The sequence below is a fragment of the Streptomyces drozdowiczii genome, from assembly GCF_026167665.1.
Lineage (GTDB): Bacteria > Actinomycetota > Actinomycetes > Streptomycetales > Streptomycetaceae > Streptomyces > Streptomyces drozdowiczii_A.
Genome location: NZ_CP098740.1, coordinates 5,473,803 through 5,489,796, shown reverse-complemented (window position 1 = coordinate 5,489,796; position 15,994 = coordinate 5,473,803). Strand labels below are relative to the sequence as shown.

The following is a 15,994-nucleotide window of genomic DNA, read 5'->3' as shown; positions in this document are numbered from 1 at the left end:
GAACGTGACACCACGCATCGAGGACTACGCCCTCATCGGCGATCTCCAGACCGCGGCCCTGGTCGGCAAAAACGGTTCTGTCGACTGGTTGTGCCTGCCCCGCTTCGACTCGGGCGCCTGCTTCGCCGCGCTGCTCGGCGACGAGGACAACGGCCACTGGCGGATCGCGCCCAAGGGCGCGGACACCTGCACCCGGCGTGGCTACGTGGGCGACTCCCTCGTCCTGGAGACGTACTGGGAGACGCGCACCGGCACCGTCAAGGTCATCGACTTCATGCCGCAGCGCGACAAGGAGCCGGACGTGATGCGGATCGTCGAGGGAGTCAGCGGCACCGTCGACATGTCGTCCGTGATCCGGCTGCGCTTCGACTTCGGGTCCATCGTGCCCTGGATGCGCCGCTCGGACGGCCACCGGGTCGCCGTCGCCGGGCCGGACTCCGCCTGGCTGCGCAGCGAACCGCCGGTCAAGACGTGGGGCCAGCAGTTCTCCACCTGTTCGTCCTTCACCGTGTCCGAGGGCGAGAAGGTGGCCTTCGTGCTGACCTGGCACCCCTCGCACTCGCCCCGGCCCAAGCTGGTCGACCCGTACCAGGCGCTGGAGAACTCCCTGACCGACTGGACGGAGTGGTCCGCCCACTGCAAGTACGAGGGGCCGTACCGGGATGCCGTGATCCGCTCGCTGATCACCCTCAAGGCGCTCACCTTCGGCCCGACCGGCGGCATCGTGGCGGCCCCGACCACCTCGCTCCCGGAGGAGATCGGCGGCGTACGGAACTGGGACTACCGCTTCTGCTGGCTGCGGGACTCCACGCTCACCCTCGGAGCGCTGATCTCGGCCGGTTATCTGGAGGAGGCCGCCGCCTGGCGGGACTGGCTGCTGCGCGCGGTCGCCGGGGACCCGGCGGACCTCCAGATCATGTACGGGCTGGCCGGCGAGCGCAGGCTCCCCGAGTCCGAGCTGCCGTGGCTGCGCGGCTACGAGAACTCCGCCCCGGTCCGCATCGGCAACGCGGCGGTGCGCCAGCGCCAGCTGGACGTGTACGGGGAGGTCATCGACTCGCTCCGGCTGGCCCGGGACGCGGGCCTGGACGACAAGCCGCACGCCTGGAGCCTCCAGCTCAGCCTGCTGGGGTTCCTGGAGTCCACCTGGCGCGAACCGGACGAGGGCCTGTGGGAGATCCGCGGGCAGCGGCGCCACTTCGTGCACTCCAAGGTGATGGCCTGGGTCGCGGCCGACCGGGCGGTGCGCAGCCTGGAGGAGGACCCCTCGCTGGCCGGGGACGCCGACCGCTGGCGCGCCATGCGGGACGCCGTGCACCGGGAGGTGTGCGAGAAGGGCTACGACCCGGTGCGCAACACCTTCACCCAGTCGTACGGCTCCCGGGAGCTGGACGCCGCGACGCTCCTGATCCCCCGGACCGGCTTCCTCCCCCGGACGACCCCCGGGTGATCGGCACGGTGGACGCGGTGCGCGAGGAGCTGGGCAGCGGCGGCCTGGTGCGCCGCTACAGCACGGACGGCGGCTCGATCGACGGGCTGCCGGGCGGCGAGGGCGCCTTCCTGGCCTGCTCGTTCTGGCTGGCGGACGCCCTGCGGATGACCGGGCGCGCCGAGGAGGCCACGGAGCTGTTCGAGCGGCTGCTCGCCCTGCGCAACGACGTGGGCCTGCTGGCCGAGGAGTACGACACGGCGGGCGGGCGCCAGCTCGGCAACTTCCCGCAGGCGTTCAGCCACATCGGCCTGGTCGGCACGGCGGTCGCGCTCGCCGAGGCGCAGCCGGCCGAAGCACGGGCCGCCGAGGAGGATGCCGGGGGCGGCACGGCAGGATAGGGCCATGGATCTTGGACTGAAGGACCGTGTGTACATCGTCACCGGAGCGACGCGCGGGCTCGGCTACGCCACCGCGCGGGCCCTGGTGGCGGACGGCGCGAAAGTGGTCATCACCGGCCGGGACGAGCGGCGCGCCCAGCAGGCCGCCGCCGACCTGGGCCCGGACGCCGTCGGTCTGGCCGCCGACAACGCCGACCCGGCGTCGGCCGAACGGCTGGTGGAGGCCGCCCGGGAGGGCCTGGGCCGGCTCGACGGCATCCTCATCAGCGTCGGCGGTCCGCCGCCGGGCGGGATCGCGGACAACACCGACGAGCAGTGGCAGGCGGGCTTCGAGTCCGTCTTCCTGGGCGCGGTACGGCTGGCCAGGGCGGCCGCCGCGGCGCTCGGCGAGGGCGGGGTCATCGGCTTCGTGCTCTCCGGCTCCGTGCACGAGCCGATTCCCGGGCTGACCATCTCGAACGGGCTGCGCCCCGGCCTGGCCGGTGTCGCCAAGTCGATGGCAGACGAGCTGGGCCCGCGCGGCATCCGGGTGGTGGGCCTGCTGCCGGCCCGGATCGACACGGACCGGGTGCGGGAGCTGGACGCGCTGTCGGGCGACGCGGAGAAGGCGCGTACCGCCAACGAGGCGAACATCCCGCTGCGCCGCTACGGCACCCCGGAGGAGTTCGGCCGCACGGCCGCGTTCCTGCTCTCCCCCGCCGCCTCGTATCTGACGGGCATCATGGTGCCGGTCGACGGCGGCCACCGGCACGGCTTCTGAGCCCCACCCGGTGATACGGCGGTGGCGCGGGGACCCGCGCCACCGCACCGCCGTCAGCTCACCCGCGCGGCCCGGTGCTTGACGGCCTTGAGCCGGACCTCGGCGGGCAGCCGGGCCAGCCCCGCGGAGTCCCGGGCGTGGGCCAGCGCCTCGTCGCTCAGCCGCCTCAGCGCCTCGTCGGGGGCGGCGTGCGGCTCCATCAGCATCCGGACCCGGGCGGCCGGGGCGGAGCGCTTGCCGGTCAGGGTGACCTGGGCGCGGGCGACCCCGTCCAGGGCGTCCGCCTCCCCGGCGAGCACCCCCTCCAGGGCGCGGCCGCGCAGCAGGGCGCCCTCGCCGTCGCCGCTGTCCACCAGCACCTCGTTCAGCCGGGCGCGGCGGAACTGTGCGAGGAGCCACCACAGGGCGAGGACCACGAGGACGGCGAGGACCGCGATCACGGTCGGCCACCACCAGCCCTCGCCGCGCCAGCGGTCCCGGTCCGCCTCGCTGAGCAGCACGTCGTTCTTGCCGTACCAGGGCCACCAGGACGGCACGGAGAGGCCCGCCGCCGCGGCGAGCACCCCGCCGCCCACGCAGAGCAGCACCAGTCCGGCCAGCCCCAGCAGTACCCGGTTGACGGTCCTGAGCACGCCGTTCACCCCTTCTTCGCCGGCCGGCGGACCTGGACCGACAGGCGCGGCTGCCTGGCGAGTCCGAGTTCCCGGATGCCTGTGGAGAGCACGGTGTCCAGGTCGGCCCGCACGTCGTCCAGTTCCCGGAAGTGCGAGAGGGCACGCACTCCCACCTTGCTCCGGCCCATGCGGACCCGGACCGACTGGACGCCGGCCACCTCGACGGCCCGGTCGCGCAGCACCATGGCCGCCGCCGTCCGGTCGAGCGCGGCGCGCACGTCGGTGTGTTCGCGGCGCATCGGCAGCAGGTCGCGCAGCCCGGGGGTGAGCGCGAGGAGCAGCAGCCAGAGCCCGAGGGCGGCCGCGACGGAGGCGCCGGTCAGCACCCAGACGTCGTCGAGCTTCCGCGTGGCGAGTTCGTCCGCCAGGGTGCGGCGCCATTGCATCGCGGGGTGTCCGGCGCGGACCGCGGACACGTCGTAGAGGAGCAGGCCGCTCGCGCCGAGGACCACCGCGGCGACGATGCCCGCGGGGATGCGGCGGGCGGACCAGAAGCGCCCCGCGCCGCCCTCGGGCCGTTCCTTGTCGGGCACGGGGTCGTAGGCCGCGGAGGAAGCCGACTGGTCGAGCGCGAGGACACTGCCGTGTTCCACCGCCCCGGCCTCCGGTGGTCGCCGCGTGCCGTCGTCCGGGTCGTGGGGCTCGGTCATCGAATCCTCCCCTGTGCCGCCAGGCTCGCTCCGGTGGGATGCAGGCGTTCGACCTGGACGGCCACTTCGGGCACCTCCATCCCCGCCAACGCCTTTACCCGCTCGGCGACCCGCCGACGCACGGCACCGCACTGGTGGCCGATGTCCGTGGGATATCCCAGCTCCAGACTCACCCGTACGCGGGCGGTGTCGCGGTGCACGGTGACCGTGGCACGCGGCGACGCCGCCTCCTTCGGGGCGGCGTCGACCGCCTCCTTGGCCGCCTGCGCGGCGATCTTCGCGACCACCCGGTCGGCGATCCGCGTCTCTCCGCGCTCCCCGGCCGCGACCGGGCCGCTCGCCCCCGACACCGCCGTCACCGCCGTCGGTCGCCGCGCTCGCGACTGCGGAAGAAGTCGCCGGGTTCCAGGTCGCCGTCGACGAAGCGGCCGGCGACGAAGCCGACCGCTCCGAGGGCGGCCACCAGCACAAAGGCTCCGAACCCGCCGAAGTATCCGGCGAATCCGAGTGCCATGCCGGCCAGCAGACCGGCCACAGCCATGCTCATCGTGTGCTCCTCAACCGCTCGGGGACGCCGGGACTACTGGACGCGGGACTCTGACTCGTCGTCATCGTCGTCCTCGTCGGGCAGCTTCACGTCGCTGACGGCGATGTTGACCTCGACCACTTCCAGGCCGGTCATGCGCTCGACGGCGGCGACGACGTTCTCCCGTACATCGCGGGCGACGTCGGAGATCGACACGCCGTAGTCCACGACGATCTCCAGGTCCAGCGCGGTCTGGGTCTCGCCGACCTCGGCCTTGACGCCCCGGGTGACGGACTTGGAGCCGCCGGGGACCCGGTCGCGGACCGCGCCGAACGTGCGGGACAGGCCGCTGCCCATCGCGTGCACCCCGACGACGTCGCGTGCGGCCATTCCGGCGATCTTCTCGACCACTCCGTCCGCGATGGTCGTACGGCCGCGGGTGCCGGGGTCGCCTCCGCCGCGCTTGGTGAGGCTGCTGCCGCCCGAGGCGTTGCTGTCGGAATTCTCGGGCCGGTTCCGCTGTGGGGTCTCGGTCATCGCCGCTCTTCCCTTCGGGGCAGATGTGACTACTTCGCCCACATTAAGGGCGCTTGCCCCGACTCGCGCCGTGGATACGGCAGTCTGGTGGTCATGACGACGGCTGACGGCCCGCACAGGGCCCACGCGTGGACGGCTGCGGTACGGCAACGGCTTTCGCTGGGCCGGTTGCTCCCTCTGGGCGGCCCGGCGGACGGCGCCTGGATCGCGGAGCGGGCGGCGGTCGCGGTGCTGCGCCGGGCGGTGGCGGGTCCGGAGCCCGGCGCGGTCCTCGGCGCGCTGCGGATCGCCGTGGCCGACCCGGACTCGGCCCCCGCCGCACAGGTGCCCCCGCCCCCGAGCGCACTGGCGCCGGGACCCCTACGAATCGAGGCGACGATGACCGCGACGGCCGACCGGCCCCTGCCCGCAGCCGCCGACGCGTTGCGCGCGGCCCTTCTGTCGGCCGCCGCGCGCCGGCTCGGCCTGGTGGTGTCCGAGGTGGACCTGCGGGTGACGGGGCTGCTCGACGGCTCGCCCGAACGGGTGGAACCGGAGCCGGCGGAGGTGCGCCCGGTGGACCCGGAGAACGCGGCGGGGCGGGCCGCCGCCTCGGTGCCCGGCGTTGCGGCCCTGACCGGGGTGCTGGGCCCGGCGGTGCGGACGGGCGAGGACCATGTGCGCGTCGAGCTGGCGACGGAGAGCGGTCACCGCGCGCTGGACGTGGCCCGGGCGGTGCGGGCGGCGGTGACGGAGGCGGCCGAGGGGCGTCCCCCGGTCGCGGTGCTGGTCACGGCGGTCGCGGAGGACGGCACGGCGGACTGAGCCCCTGGTACGGAGACGGGCCGGAGGGCGCGTCGCGGCTCCGGCCCGCCCGTACGTCAGCCGAGGGCGCTCGCCAGATCGCGGAGGCGGCGGCCCTGCGCGGCCCGTTCGGCGGCGCGCTGCTCCTCGTACGTACACGAGACGGCACCGCCGAGCAGGGCCTTGGTCTCGATGACGGCGTCGCGCGGGGCCGCCAGCAGGGCGCCGGCCAGGTCGCGCGCGGCGCCTTCGAGCTCGGCGGCGGGCACGACGAGGTTGGCCAGGCCGGTGCGCTCCGCCTCATCGGCGTGGACGTAGCGGCCGGTGGCGCAGACTTCCAGCGCCCGGGCGTACCCGACGAGGTGCACCAGGGGGTGCGTGCCGGTGAGGTCGGGCACCAGGCCGAGGCTGGTCTCGCGCATGGCGAACTGGACGTCATCGGCGACGATGCGCAGGTCACAGGCGAGGGCCAGCTGGAAGCCCGCACCGATGGCGTGGCCCTGGACGGCCGCGATCGACACGATGTCGTTGCGGCGCCACCAGGTGAACGCCTCCTGGTACTCGGCGATCAGCGCGTCGAGCTCTCCCTCCGGGCCGCGCCCCATGTCGAGGAACGACGGCTCGCCGTCGAATCCCTCGGGGGTGAACGCCTGGCGGTCGAGCCCGGCGGAGAACGACACGCCTTCGGCGCGCAGCACGACGACCCGCACATTGCCGGGCAGGGCCCGTCCGGCCTCGGTCAACGCCCGCCACAGAGCGGGAGACTGGGCGTTGCGCTTCGCCGGGTTGGTGAGGGTCACCGTGGCAACCGCGTCGTCGACGGTGAGTCGTACGCCGTCCTGGTCGAGCACGGAGTCGAGCGAGGTCATACGGGGCCTCCGGTTCGGGTGCAGTCAGCACATGAAGCTAAGTGACTGAACAGTAACCACCGGATCGGCGCTGCGGCCGACCGGGTGGGCGCACCCGGACCAGGGAACTCCCGTCAGGCCGTCGCGGCCTTCTTGCCTCGTGTGGCGCCGCCGCGTCCGCGGAGCGTCACGCCGGATTCGCTGAGCATCCGGTGGACGAATCCGTAGGAGCGGCCCGTTTCCTCGGCCAGCGCCCGGATGCTCGCACCGGAGTCGTACTTCTTCTTCAGGTCTGCCGCGAGCTTGTCGCGCGCGGCGCCGGTCACCCGGCTGCCCTTCTTCAGAGTCTCGGCCACCCGTGCCTCCTCATGGGAAGTGCGCTCTGGACTCTCATGATCACCCCTCGGACGCTTCCTGGCCACCCATTCGGCAAGGTCTCTGCGACCGGATTCGCGCCCCGGGAGTGCGCCGGTGCGACCGGAATGCCTCATTCCAACAGGTCGGGAGGGGCGTCGGGCGAGCGCCCGGGGAGGAACGTCCAGGTCAGGGCCCGCACGGGCAGGGGGGCGTAAATGGGTGCGCCCGGCAGCTATCTGCCGGGCGCCGCGCCGAGGTATGAGACGTACTCACACAGATGACGGATCTCGGGTAGGCCGAATGATCCAGTCCGGGGGATCAGGCCAGGGCGACCAGGTCCCGGTAGTCCGCACCCCACAGGTCCTCGATGCCGTCCGGGAGCAGGATGATCCGCTCCGGCTGAAGGGCCTCGACCGCGCCCTCGTCGTGCGTGACGAGAACGACCGCGCCCTTGTACGTGCGCAGCGCGCCGAGGATCTCCTCGCGGCTGGCCGGGTCCAGGTTGTTGGTGGGCTCGTCGAGCAGGAGCACGTTGGCGGAGGAGACGACCAGGGTCGCCAGGGCCAGCCGGGTCTTCTCGCCGCCGGAGAGCACCCCGGCCGGCTTGTCCACGTCGTCCCCGGAGAAGAGGAACGAGCCGAGCGTCTTGCGGACGGCGACGAGGTCCAGGTCGGGCGCGGCGGAGCGCATGTTCTCCAGGACCGTGCGGTCCGGGTCCAGGGTCTCGTGCTCCTGGGCGTAATAGCCGAGCTTGAGGCCGTGGCCCTCCACGACGCGGCCGGTGTCGGGCTTCTCGGCGCCGCCGAGGAGCCGCAGCAGCGTGGTCTTGCCGGCGCCGTTGAGGCCGAGGATGACGACGCGGGAGCCCTTGTCGATGGCCAGGTCGACGTCGGTGAAGATCTCCAACGAGCCGTAGGACTTGGAGAGCCCTTCGGCCATCAGGGGGGTCTTGCCGCACGGCGAGGGGTCGGGGAAGCGCAGCTTGGCGACCTTGTCGGCGACCCGGACCTCGTCCAGGCCGGACAGCAGCCGGTCGGCGCGCTTGGCCATGTTCTGCGCGGCGACGGTCTTGGTCGCCTTGGCGCGCATCTTGTCCGCCTGCGCGTTGAGGGCGGCGGCCTTCTTCTCGGCGTTCTGGCGCTCGCGCTTGCGGCGCTTCTCGTCGGCCTCGCGCTGCTGCTGGTAGAGCTTCCAGCCCATGTTGTAGACGTCGATCTGGGAGCGGTTGGCGTCGAGGTAGAACACCTTGTTGACGACGGTCTCGACCAGCTCGACGTCGTGGGAGATCACGACGAAGCCGCCGCGGTAGGTCTTGAGGTAGTCGCGCAGCCAGACGATCGAGTCCGCGTCGAGGTGGTTGGTCGGCTCGTCCAGGAGCAGCGTGTCGGCGTCCGAGAAGAGGATGCGGGCCAGCTCGACGCGGCGGCGCTGACCGCCGGAGAGGGTGTGCAGCGGCTGGCCGAGGACCCGGTCGGGCAGGCTGAGCGCGGCGGCGATGGTGGCGGCCTCGGCCTCGGCGGCGTAACCGCCCTTGGTGAGGAACTCCGTCTCCAGGCGCTCGTACTTCTTCATCGCCTTCTCGCGGGTGGCGCCCTTGCCGTTCGCCATCCGGTCCTCGTTCTCCCGCATCTTGCGCAGGATCTCGTCGAGGCCGCGGGCGGACAGGACCCGGTCCCGGGCCAGGACGTCGAGGTCCCCGGTGCGGGGGTCCTGCGGGAGGTAGCCCACCTCGCCGGAGCGGGTGATGGTGCCGGCGGCGGGGACGCCCTCACCCGCGAGGCACTTGGTGAGGGTGGTCTTGCCGGCTCCGTTGCGGCCGACGAGGCCGATGCGGTCGCCCTTGGCGATGCGGAAGCTGGCGGATTCGATGAGCAGACGGGCGCCGGCGCGCAGCTCGATGCCGGAGGCGGTGATCACGGGGAGGTACTCCAGGGCGGAAGGGAGGGCGGAGGAACGACGGGTGGTGACGGATCGACGCCGCTACTCACGCACACGCACAAGGAGAACTGCCATGGAAACCAGTCTACTGGCGGTGTCCAACGACTTTTCCGCGTGCTCCCGTACCGGGGCGCCCGCACGGGCGCAGGACGTGAACAGGGCATGACGGGGCGTATGACCGGATACTCGGCGGAGGGACCGTGATCCGTGGCGGAGGGTGTGCGATGCAGTTCGACGACGACGCCGGTCTGGACACGTCGGAGGTCAGGGACGCACGCGGCAGCCGCCTCCCGGGCGGCCGGGCCACGGTGGGCGGGGGCATCGCCGGGGTGATCGCGCTGATCCTGGGCCTCTTCTTCGGGGTGGGCCCGGATCAGCTCGGGCTCTCGTCGGGCGACTCGCCGACGGCGACCGCCTCCTCGGCGGGGCAGGTGGCGCGGGAGTGCCGGACCGGGCGGGACGCCAACACGAAGGACGACTGCCGGATCGTCGCGGTGGTCAACAGCGTGCAGGACTACTGGGACCAGGAGTTCACCCGGCGCGACGCGCGGTACGCGACGGCGCGGACCGTCCTGTTCACCGACCGGGTCGGCACGGCGTGCGGCTCCGCGACCTCGGCCGTGGGGCCGTTCTACTGCCCCGGTGACCGGCAGGTCTACCTCGACCTGGGGTTCTTCGACGAGCTGCGGACGAAGTTCGGGTCGAGCGGCGGGCCGTTCGCGCAGGCGTACGTCGTCGCCCACGAGTACGGCCACCACGTCCAGAACCAGCTGGGGACGCTGGGCCGGACCCAGGACGGGCGGACCGGCGAGAACAGCAACGCGGTCCGGGTGGAGCTCCAGGCGGACTGCTACGCGGGGTCTGGGCGCACCACGCGACGACCACGCCGGACGAGTCGACCGGGCGGCCGCTGATCACCGAGGTCACCCGGGCGGACATCCGGGACGGCCTGGACGCGGCGGCGTCGGTCGGGGACGACCGGATCCAGGAGCGGTTCCAGGGGCGGGTCACGCCGGAGTCCTGGACGCACGGGTCCGCGGCGCAGCGGCAGGAGTGGTTCACCACGGGGTTCCGGAGCGGGGACATGGGGGATTGCGACACGTTCCGCTGAGCTGTTGTCGGTGGCCGGTGCGAAAATGAGACCTGGATCACACAAGTCGTACGTACGAAGGGGCTGAGCGCGATGGCGGAGACGGGTGTGGCGACGGTGTACCCGACGCTCCTCTACGACGACGCGAAGGGCGCGATCCGGTTGCTGACGGAGGGGCTGGGGTTCGTCGCGGAGGCGGTGTACGAGGGGGACGACGGCTCGGTGGTGCATGCGGAGCTGTCGTGCGGGAACGGCAGGGTGATGCTGGGGTCGCGGGGGCGGGAGGGGGTGTTCGCCCGGGCGATGGCCGGGGCGGGGCCTGCGGGGGTGTACGTGGTGGTGGGGGACGTGGATGCGCATCATGCGCGGGCGGTTGAGTTCGGGGTGGAGATCTTGATGCCGCCGACGGATCAGTCGTACGGGTCTCGGGACTACATGGCGCGGGACGGGGAGGGGAACGTGTGGAGCTTCGGCACGTATGCGCCGGGGGCGGCAGGCTGAGGCGGGGCGCCTGCGGCGGGCCTTGTCCCCTACCCGCCCCTTCCCGAACCGGGGCTCCGCCCCGGACCCCGCGCCTCAAACGCCGGCGGGGCTGGGTTTCGCGCCGCCTCATGCGCTGGCGGGGCTGGGTTTTCGTCGCGGGTGTGCGACGGCAGCGGCAGAATCAAGCCCCTCCGGCGATTGAGGAGCGGGGGTGCGGGGGCAGCGCCCCCGCGTTACGAGCCGCCCGTGTGGACCTGGAAGGCCGCCTTGCGGACCGCCTTGGCCAGGGCCGGGTCCGGGTGGGCCGCGGCCAGGGCCACCAGGACCTGGACCGTGCGGGGGTGGCCGACGGCGCGGACCTCGTCCAGGAGGGCCGGGACCGTGCCCTGGACCGCCGAGTCGAGGTGGCGGACCAGGAGGCCCGTCTCACCGTGGTCGGCGACGGCCGCCGCCGTGTCGACCCAGAGCCATGTCGCCTCCTCGCGGCTGAGGACCTCCTGAGCGTCCTCGGGGTCCCTGCCGTCGTACTCGGCGAGCCACAGCAGCGCGTACGGGCGCAGTGACGGGTCCGTCAGGACGGCCCGGACCTCGGGCTCCGCGGGGGCGCCGACCACGCGCAGGGCCTCGAAGGCGAGCCCGCGCAGCAACGCGTCCTCGCCCCGGGCGACGTCGAGCAGTTCGGCGACGGCGCTCCCGACGGGGCGGGCGGCCAGCCAGGCCCGGTACTCGGCGCGGGCGGGTCCGGGGGTGAGGCGGGCGCAGCCGAGGAGCATGTCGGCGGCGGCCTGCTCGATGTTGCCGGCAGGGCTCTGCGCGGCGACGCAGATCTGTTCCAGCTTGACCCAGACCGCCCAGTTGCCGAGCGGCGTCAGCGTGGCCTGGCCCGTGCCGAGGGTGAGCGCCCCGACGTCGGCCAGGCCCTCCAGGGCCCAGTCGAGCAGCCGGGCGACGAGCGCCGGGGGGTGCGCGGTGGGCGCCGGTTCGGCGGGGGCGGGCAGCGGCTCGGGGCCGTACGGCACCTCGCAGCGCTCCTCGTGGAGCTCGGCGACGCGCTGGCCGAGGAGGTCGAGGAGTGCCGGCACGGTGACCGGGCCGGCCGAGAGCTGGAGCAGCGAGAGGACCTGGGGCACCGCCTCGACCGCTTCCGCGACGGCGGTGGACTCGATGCCCCGGGGCGCGGGGTGCACGAGCGACCAGGCGTCGAAGAGGGCGACCCAGCCGCGCAGCACCGCGGAGTCGTCCCGGTCCCAGGCGCGCAGCCGCCAGCCGGGCCGCGCGGTGTCGCCGTGGAGTTCGACCAGCCCGGCGAGCCGGGCCCGGTCCCAGCCGGAGCGCACCTGCTCCGGGGAGATGTCCAGCGCGGCGGCGGCGTGTTCGAGGGCGGCCGGCGGTGTGGTGCCGGGGGCCGCCCCGTCGGCCGCCCAGCGGGCGATGCGTACGGCGTCGGCGAGGACCGTCCGGGCCTGGCGGGCCAGCTCCGCCCGGGGTGGGGTGCCCTCGGGCGGGCGCGGCGCGGGCCTGGTGCGCCGGGTGGTCACGGCCCTTCGGGCGGTGGCGAGGGGTCGCGGGCGGACAAGACGCAGCCTGGAGTCGCGCGGGGTACGGGACGTCACGGGAGCAGTCTTGCCCCTGACGGCCCGAAAGCCCAAACGGAACCCGGGTCAACGGCGTTGGCGGGCCCGCGCGGCGCCGGGGACCAATCGGCCGAACCGGCGCATCACCTCACATCAGGGGCGTGAGGAAGCGGCGCAGGGTCTCCTCGTAGCGGGCCGGGTCGGCGTTCCACATCGCCGCATGCGGAGCGCGGTCCACGGTGTGCAGGGCGACCAGGTCGGGGCGGGCGGCGGCGAGCCGGCGGGAGTGGATCCAGGGGCCAGGGTGTCGTCGGGGCCGTGCACCACGAGCGTGGGGACGTGCAGGGTCACCGGGACCGAGGTGTCCAGGAGAGAGGTGCCGTGCAGTCCGGTCTGCCCCTGGGCGGCGCGCACGGCCAGCGGCAGCAGCGCGGCGGGGACCCCGCGTGCGGCGGCCAGGCCGCGCAGCGTGTCGGACCAGTCCAGCACGGGCGAGTCGAGGACGAGGCCGGAGATCCGGTCGCGGAGCGCGGAGCCGACGCAGGCGTGCAGCGCCATGGACGCGCCGGTGGACCAGCCGTACAGGATGACCTGCTCGGCGCCGCCCCGGACGGCGAAGCGGATCGCGGCGTCCAGGTCGCGCCACTCGGACTCGCCGAGGTGGCCGAGCCCGTCCGGGGAGCGGGGGGCGCCCGGGTCGCCCCGGTAGGCGAGGTCGAGCACGGGCAGCTGCTGGCCGTGCAGGAAGCCGAGGAGGTTCAGCGGGTGCTCGCGGGTGGCGCCGATGCCGTGGACGGTGATGACCCAGGTGGGCCGGGGCGCCGGGACGTACCAGGCGGGCAGTTCGCCGAGTTCGCCGGGGATCCGCACCTCGCGGAAGGCCAGGCCCAGCGCGCTGCCGGGGTCGCCGCTGTACACCTGGGGCGTGAGGCGGACCTTGTCGCCGGGGGCGAGGATGCCGTGGTCCACGCGTTCCAGTCGGCGCACGACGGTGTCGGCGGCCTGGTGGGCCCGGTCGAGGACGGGGCCGACGACGGCGTGGACGTCCTTGCCGGTCAGCCCGTACGTGCCGGGGCGCAGCGAGGTGAGGGACCGGGTCAGGGTGACCTGCCCGGCGGCCGTCGCGTGGACGGTGAGTTCGCGGTCGGCGGGGAGCGGTCGTCCGGGCGGCGTCTTGAGGGCGACGTCGCCGGCGAACCGGCCGGCCGCGACCGCTGCCGCGCCGGCGCCGATGAGTGTGGTGACGGCCGCTGCCGTCGCGGTAACCGGGCGCACACGAACAGTCTCGCGGTCCGGGCGCCGCGATGCCAGTGGGCGGGGCCGTACGGTGCCGCCTCAGCCGTGCTGCCCGTAGCCCTTCAGCGCCTCCCGGACCTCGCCGAGCTGGGTCTCCGAGAGCAGGGCCGGGGTGCGGCCGGGCACGGCGCTCGCGGTGAGCCAGACGTGGCAGAGCCATTCGAGCTGGGCGGTGCGGTCGTATGCCTGGTCGAGGGTGGTGCCGTAGGTGACGGTGCCGTGGTTGGCGAGCAGGCAGCCGGTGCGGTCGCGGAGGGCGGCGAGCATGTTCGCGGCGAGTTCGGGCGTGCCGTACCGGGCGTAGGGGGCGACGCGGACCGTGCCGCCGAGCATCGCGGCGGCGTAGTGGACCGGGGGGACCTCGGCGACGAGGGTGGAGACGGCGGTGGCGTGGACCGCGTGGGTGTGCACGACAGCCCTCGCGTCGGTGTTCCGGTAGACGGCGAGGTGGAGGGGAAGTTCGCTGGTGGGGGCCAGTGTTCCGAAGGTCTGGTTGCCTTCCGCATCGACGCCGGTCAGGTCCTCGGGGCGCAGCCGGTCGTACGGCACTCCGCTGGGTGTGACCAGCACCGTGTCGCCGACCCGCAGCGAGACGTTTCCGGAGGTTCCGACGACCAGTCCCTCGGCCGCGGTGCGGCGTGCCGTGGCGACGACCGCCTCCCATCCACGGGCGATCGCGTCGTGCCGTCCGTCACTCATCCCAAGATCCTTTCCGGGCCCCGCCCGGCCGCCGCCCAGGGGGTCACCGCAGCGCCCTGCTCAGTTCATCTTCCGTTCACTCAAGTTGCCTACGTTCCACCTGCCAATGACGTCGAACGATTGCCTGGGTAAATGGAACACATCACGCTGCTGCTCGCGATAGTGATCGTGACAGCTCTAGTGTTCGATTTCACGAACGGTTTCCACGACACCGCCAACGCGATGGCCACGACCATCTCGACCGGCGCACTCAAACCCAAGACGGCGGTCGCGATGTCCGCCGTTCTCAATCTGGTCGGCGCGTTCCTGTCCGTGGAGGTCGCCAAGACGATCTCCGGCGGGATCGTCAACGAGGACGGCCTCAGAACCGAGGTCATCTTCGCGGCGCTCGTCGGCGCCATCCTGTGGAATCTTCTGACCTGGCTGGTCGGGCTTCCGTCCAGCTCCTCCCACGCACTGTTCGGCGGCCTCATCGGCGCCGCGGTGATGTCCGCCGGCTGGTCGTCGGTCAACGGCGGCACCGTCGTCACCAAGGTGCTGCTGCCCGCCGTCGCCGCCCCGATCGTGGCCGGTGTGGCCGCGCTCCTGGCCACCAGGCTCACGTACCGGATCGGCGGGAAGATCCGTAACGACGCCCAGGAGAAGGCCACCGCCAAGGGCTACCGGGCGGGGCAGATCGCCTCGGCCGGGCTCGTCTCGCTCGCGCACGGCACCAACGACGCGCAGAAGACGATGGGCATCATCACCCTGGCCCTGGTCACCGGCGGCGTCCTCTCCCCCGGCTCCAACCCGCCGGTCTGGGTCATCGTCAGCGCCGGCCTGGCCATCGCGCTCGGCACGTACCTCGGCGGCTGGCGGATCATCCGCACCATGGGCAGCGGCCTGACCGAGCTGAAGCCCCCGCAGGGCTTCGCCGCCCAGACCAGCGCGGCCACCGTCATCCTGGCCTCCTCGCACCTCGGCTTCTCCCTCTCCACCACGCAGTCCTGCTCCGGGGCCGTGATGGGCGCGGGCCTCGGCCGGTCCGGGGGCGTGGTCCGCTGGTCCACCGCCACCCGGATGTTCGTCGCCTGGGGCCTGACCCTGCCGGCCGCCGGTCTGGTCGGGGCGGGCGCCGAGTTCCTGACGAAGCAGGGCACCTGGGGCGTCGTGGTCGTCGCGGCCCTCCTGGTCGCCGGCTCGGGGGCGATCTGGGTGCTGTCGCGCCGCAAGCCCGTCGGCCACGGCGATGTCGCGCCCGGCACCGAGGACACGGCCCCGGCCGAGCCCGCGGGCGTCGTCACCCAGGCCATCGCGGCCGTGAGCCCGCCGCCCACCGTGGCGCACGACCTCGCCGCCACCATTCCGGCGCCCGCCGCATCCGTCGCCGCCGATCCGGCCCGACCCGCCACGGTCTGACAGACCCCGGTACTCCGCTAAGGACACCCCGTATGAACATCGACTGGGCAGCTCTGGGCACCGTCTTCGGCGTCTCCCTCGTCACCACCGTCGCCCTGGTGGGCCTCTTCACGCTCGGCATCGTCGGCCTCTCCAAGCAGCCGGAAACGGCCGCCGGGGGCGGTCCGGCGGGCGGATCGGTCCTGCTGGCGCGGGCCGGGGCGTACGTCTGCTTCGGGCTGTGCGCGGCGGCGGTCGCGTACGGCATCTATCTCATCGTCGCCTGACGCATCACCGCCCCATCGGGCCGGACGCACCCCGTGTGCGCCCGGCCCGATGTGCGTCCGCCCACACCGTGCCGTCGCAGGTCAACGGCGAGTTGACGGGCGTTCGCGGGGCGTGGTGGACTGCCGGAGCCATTACGGCGACAGCAGAGGAAGCCGGTGCGAATCCGGCGCGGTCCCGCCACTGTCACCGGGGAGCGGTCCCCCACCGCACGTCACGGCCCGCGCGAGCGGGCTGGAAGACCGGGGGAATCCGCCGATCCGGAAGCCAGGAGACTCCTGTCGCCG

The 15,994-nt window shown here is 73.4% G+C and carries 15 protein-coding genes, 3 pseudogenes and 1 riboswitch; of the genes and pseudogenes, 7 read left to right on the top strand and 11 right to left on the bottom strand.

Annotated elements, in window-relative coordinates; genetic code table 11:
* Nucleotides 1-4 precede the first annotated feature (4 nt).
* Both NEH16_RS24950 and NEH16_RS24945 read left to right on the top strand, forming a co-directional pair.
* Nucleotides 5-1,830: pseudogene (locus tag NEH16_RS24950) on the top strand (glycoside hydrolase family 15 protein).
* Between the two features lie 4 nt (nt 1,831-1,834).
* Nucleotides 1,835-2,590, top strand: coding sequence for an SDR family oxidoreductase (locus NEH16_RS24945; RefSeq protein ID WP_073968405.1), 756 nt, complete (start codon nt 1,835-1,837; stop codon nt 2,588-2,590).
* A 53-nt stretch (nt 2,591-2,643) separates the two neighbouring features.
* Here the strand turns inward: NEH16_RS24945 and amaP are convergent, their stop codons facing one another.
* Genes amaP through NEH16_RS24920 form a run of 5 tightly spaced genes read right to left on the bottom strand, consistent with a single transcriptional unit; the run spans nt 2,644 to nt 4,977 of the window.
* The gene (gene amaP, locus NEH16_RS24940) at nt 2,644-3,231 is read right to left on the bottom strand and encodes an alkaline shock response membrane anchor protein AmaP (RefSeq protein ID WP_073968404.1); all 588 of its coding nucleotides are present in this window, start codon (nt 3,229-3,231) and stop codon (nt 2,644-2,646) included.
* Entirely contained in the window at nt 3,228-3,914 is a 687-nt protein-coding gene (locus NEH16_RS24935) for a DUF6286 domain-containing protein (protein WP_073968403.1), read from the bottom strand. The genes amaP and NEH16_RS24935 overlap by 4 nt, the downstream gene beginning before the upstream one ends.
* Entirely contained in the window at nt 3,911-4,273 is a 363-nt protein-coding gene (locus NEH16_RS24930) for an Asp23/Gls24 family envelope stress response protein (RefSeq protein WP_073968402.1), read from the bottom strand. The genes NEH16_RS24935 and NEH16_RS24930 overlap by 4 nt, the downstream gene beginning before the upstream one ends.
* Nucleotides 4,270-4,461: a hypothetical protein gene (locus NEH16_RS24925; RefSeq protein ID WP_018104700.1), complete on the bottom strand. Its 192-nt coding sequence runs from the start codon at nt 4,459-4,461 to the stop codon at nt 4,270-4,272. The genes NEH16_RS24930 and NEH16_RS24925 overlap by 4 nt, the downstream gene beginning before the upstream one ends.
* 33 nt (nt 4,462-4,494) lie before the next feature.
* Nucleotides 4,495-4,977, bottom strand: coding sequence for an Asp23/Gls24 family envelope stress response protein (locus tag NEH16_RS24920; RefSeq protein WP_073968401.1), 483 nt, complete (start codon nt 4,975-4,977; stop codon nt 4,495-4,497).
* 93 nt (nt 4,978-5,070) lie between these two features.
* Here NEH16_RS24920 and NEH16_RS24915 point away from each other — a divergent pair, with 93 nt between their 5' ends.
* Complete coding sequence (locus tag NEH16_RS24915; protein WP_265545049.1) at nt 5,071-5,781, top strand: hypothetical protein; 711 nt, start codon at nt 5,071-5,073, stop codon at nt 5,779-5,781.
* 56 nt (nt 5,782-5,837) lie between these two features.
* Here the strand turns inward: NEH16_RS24915 and NEH16_RS24910 are convergent, their stop codons facing one another.
* The 3 genes from NEH16_RS24910 to NEH16_RS24900 all read right to left on the bottom strand — a co-directional run bounded on the left by NEH16_RS24910 (nt 5,838) and on the right by NEH16_RS24900 (nt 8,882).
* A complete protein-coding gene (locus NEH16_RS24910) occupies nt 5,838-6,629 on the bottom strand; it encodes an enoyl-CoA hydratase/isomerase family protein (protein WP_265545047.1) in 792 nt (263 codons plus the stop codon).
* Nucleotides 6,630-6,742: 113 nt separating this feature from the next.
* Nucleotides 6,743-6,964, bottom strand: coding sequence for a helix-turn-helix domain-containing protein (locus NEH16_RS24905; protein ID WP_018518904.1), 222 nt, complete (start codon nt 6,962-6,964; stop codon nt 6,743-6,745).
* Between the two features lie 319 nt (nt 6,965-7,283).
* Nucleotides 7,284-8,882, bottom strand: a complete 1,599-nt coding sequence (locus NEH16_RS24900) for an ABC-F family ATP-binding cassette domain-containing protein (RefSeq protein ID WP_073968398.1) — start codon at nt 8,880-8,882, stop codon at nt 7,284-7,286.
* Nucleotides 8,883-9,127: 245 nt separating this feature from the next.
* On the opposite strand from NEH16_RS24900, the pseudogene ypfJ reads away from it, so the two are divergent.
* Nucleotides 9,128-10,014: pseudogene (ypfJ, locus tag NEH16_RS24895) on the top strand (KPN_02809 family neutral zinc metallopeptidase).
* A gap of 72 nt (nt 10,015-10,086) precedes the next feature.
* Complete coding sequence (locus tag NEH16_RS24890) at nt 10,087-10,494, top strand: VOC family protein (RefSeq protein ID WP_073968396.1); 408 nt, start codon at nt 10,087-10,089, stop codon at nt 10,492-10,494.
* Nucleotides 10,495-10,709: 215 nt separating this feature from the next.
* Here the strand turns inward: NEH16_RS24890 and NEH16_RS24885 are convergent, their stop codons facing one another.
* From NEH16_RS24885 to NEH16_RS24875, 3 genes and pseudogenes are all read right to left on the bottom strand, one after another.
* Nucleotides 10,710-12,014, bottom strand: coding sequence for a hypothetical protein (locus tag NEH16_RS24885; RefSeq protein WP_265547372.1), 1,305 nt, complete (start codon nt 12,012-12,014; stop codon nt 10,710-10,712).
* A 184-nt stretch (nt 12,015-12,198) separates the two neighbouring features.
* A pseudogene (locus tag NEH16_RS24880) lies at nt 12,199-13,325 on the bottom strand (alpha/beta hydrolase).
* 60 nt (nt 13,326-13,385) lie between these two features.
* Nucleotides 13,386-14,045: a class II aldolase/adducin family protein gene (locus NEH16_RS24875; RefSeq protein WP_265545042.1), complete on the bottom strand. Its 660-nt coding sequence runs from the start codon at nt 14,043-14,045 to the stop codon at nt 13,386-13,388.
* Nucleotides 14,046-14,177: 132 nt separating this feature from the next.
* Here NEH16_RS24875 and NEH16_RS24870 point away from each other — a divergent pair, with 132 nt between their 5' ends.
* Both NEH16_RS24870 and NEH16_RS24865 read left to right on the top strand, forming a co-directional pair.
* Nucleotides 14,178-15,443, top strand: coding sequence for an inorganic phosphate transporter (locus NEH16_RS24870; RefSeq protein ID WP_073968392.1), 1,266 nt, complete (start codon nt 14,178-14,180; stop codon nt 15,441-15,443).
* A gap of 32 nt (nt 15,444-15,475) precedes the next feature.
* Nucleotides 15,476-15,709 (top strand): hypothetical protein, encoded by a 234-nt coding sequence (locus tag NEH16_RS24865; protein ID WP_073968391.1) that lies wholly within the window; start codon nt 15,476-15,478, stop codon nt 15,707-15,709.
* Between the two features lie 147 nt (nt 15,710-15,856).
* Nucleotides 15,857-15,984: riboswitch (cobalamin riboswitch) on the top strand.
* Nucleotides 15,985-15,994: the final 10 nt, after the last annotated feature.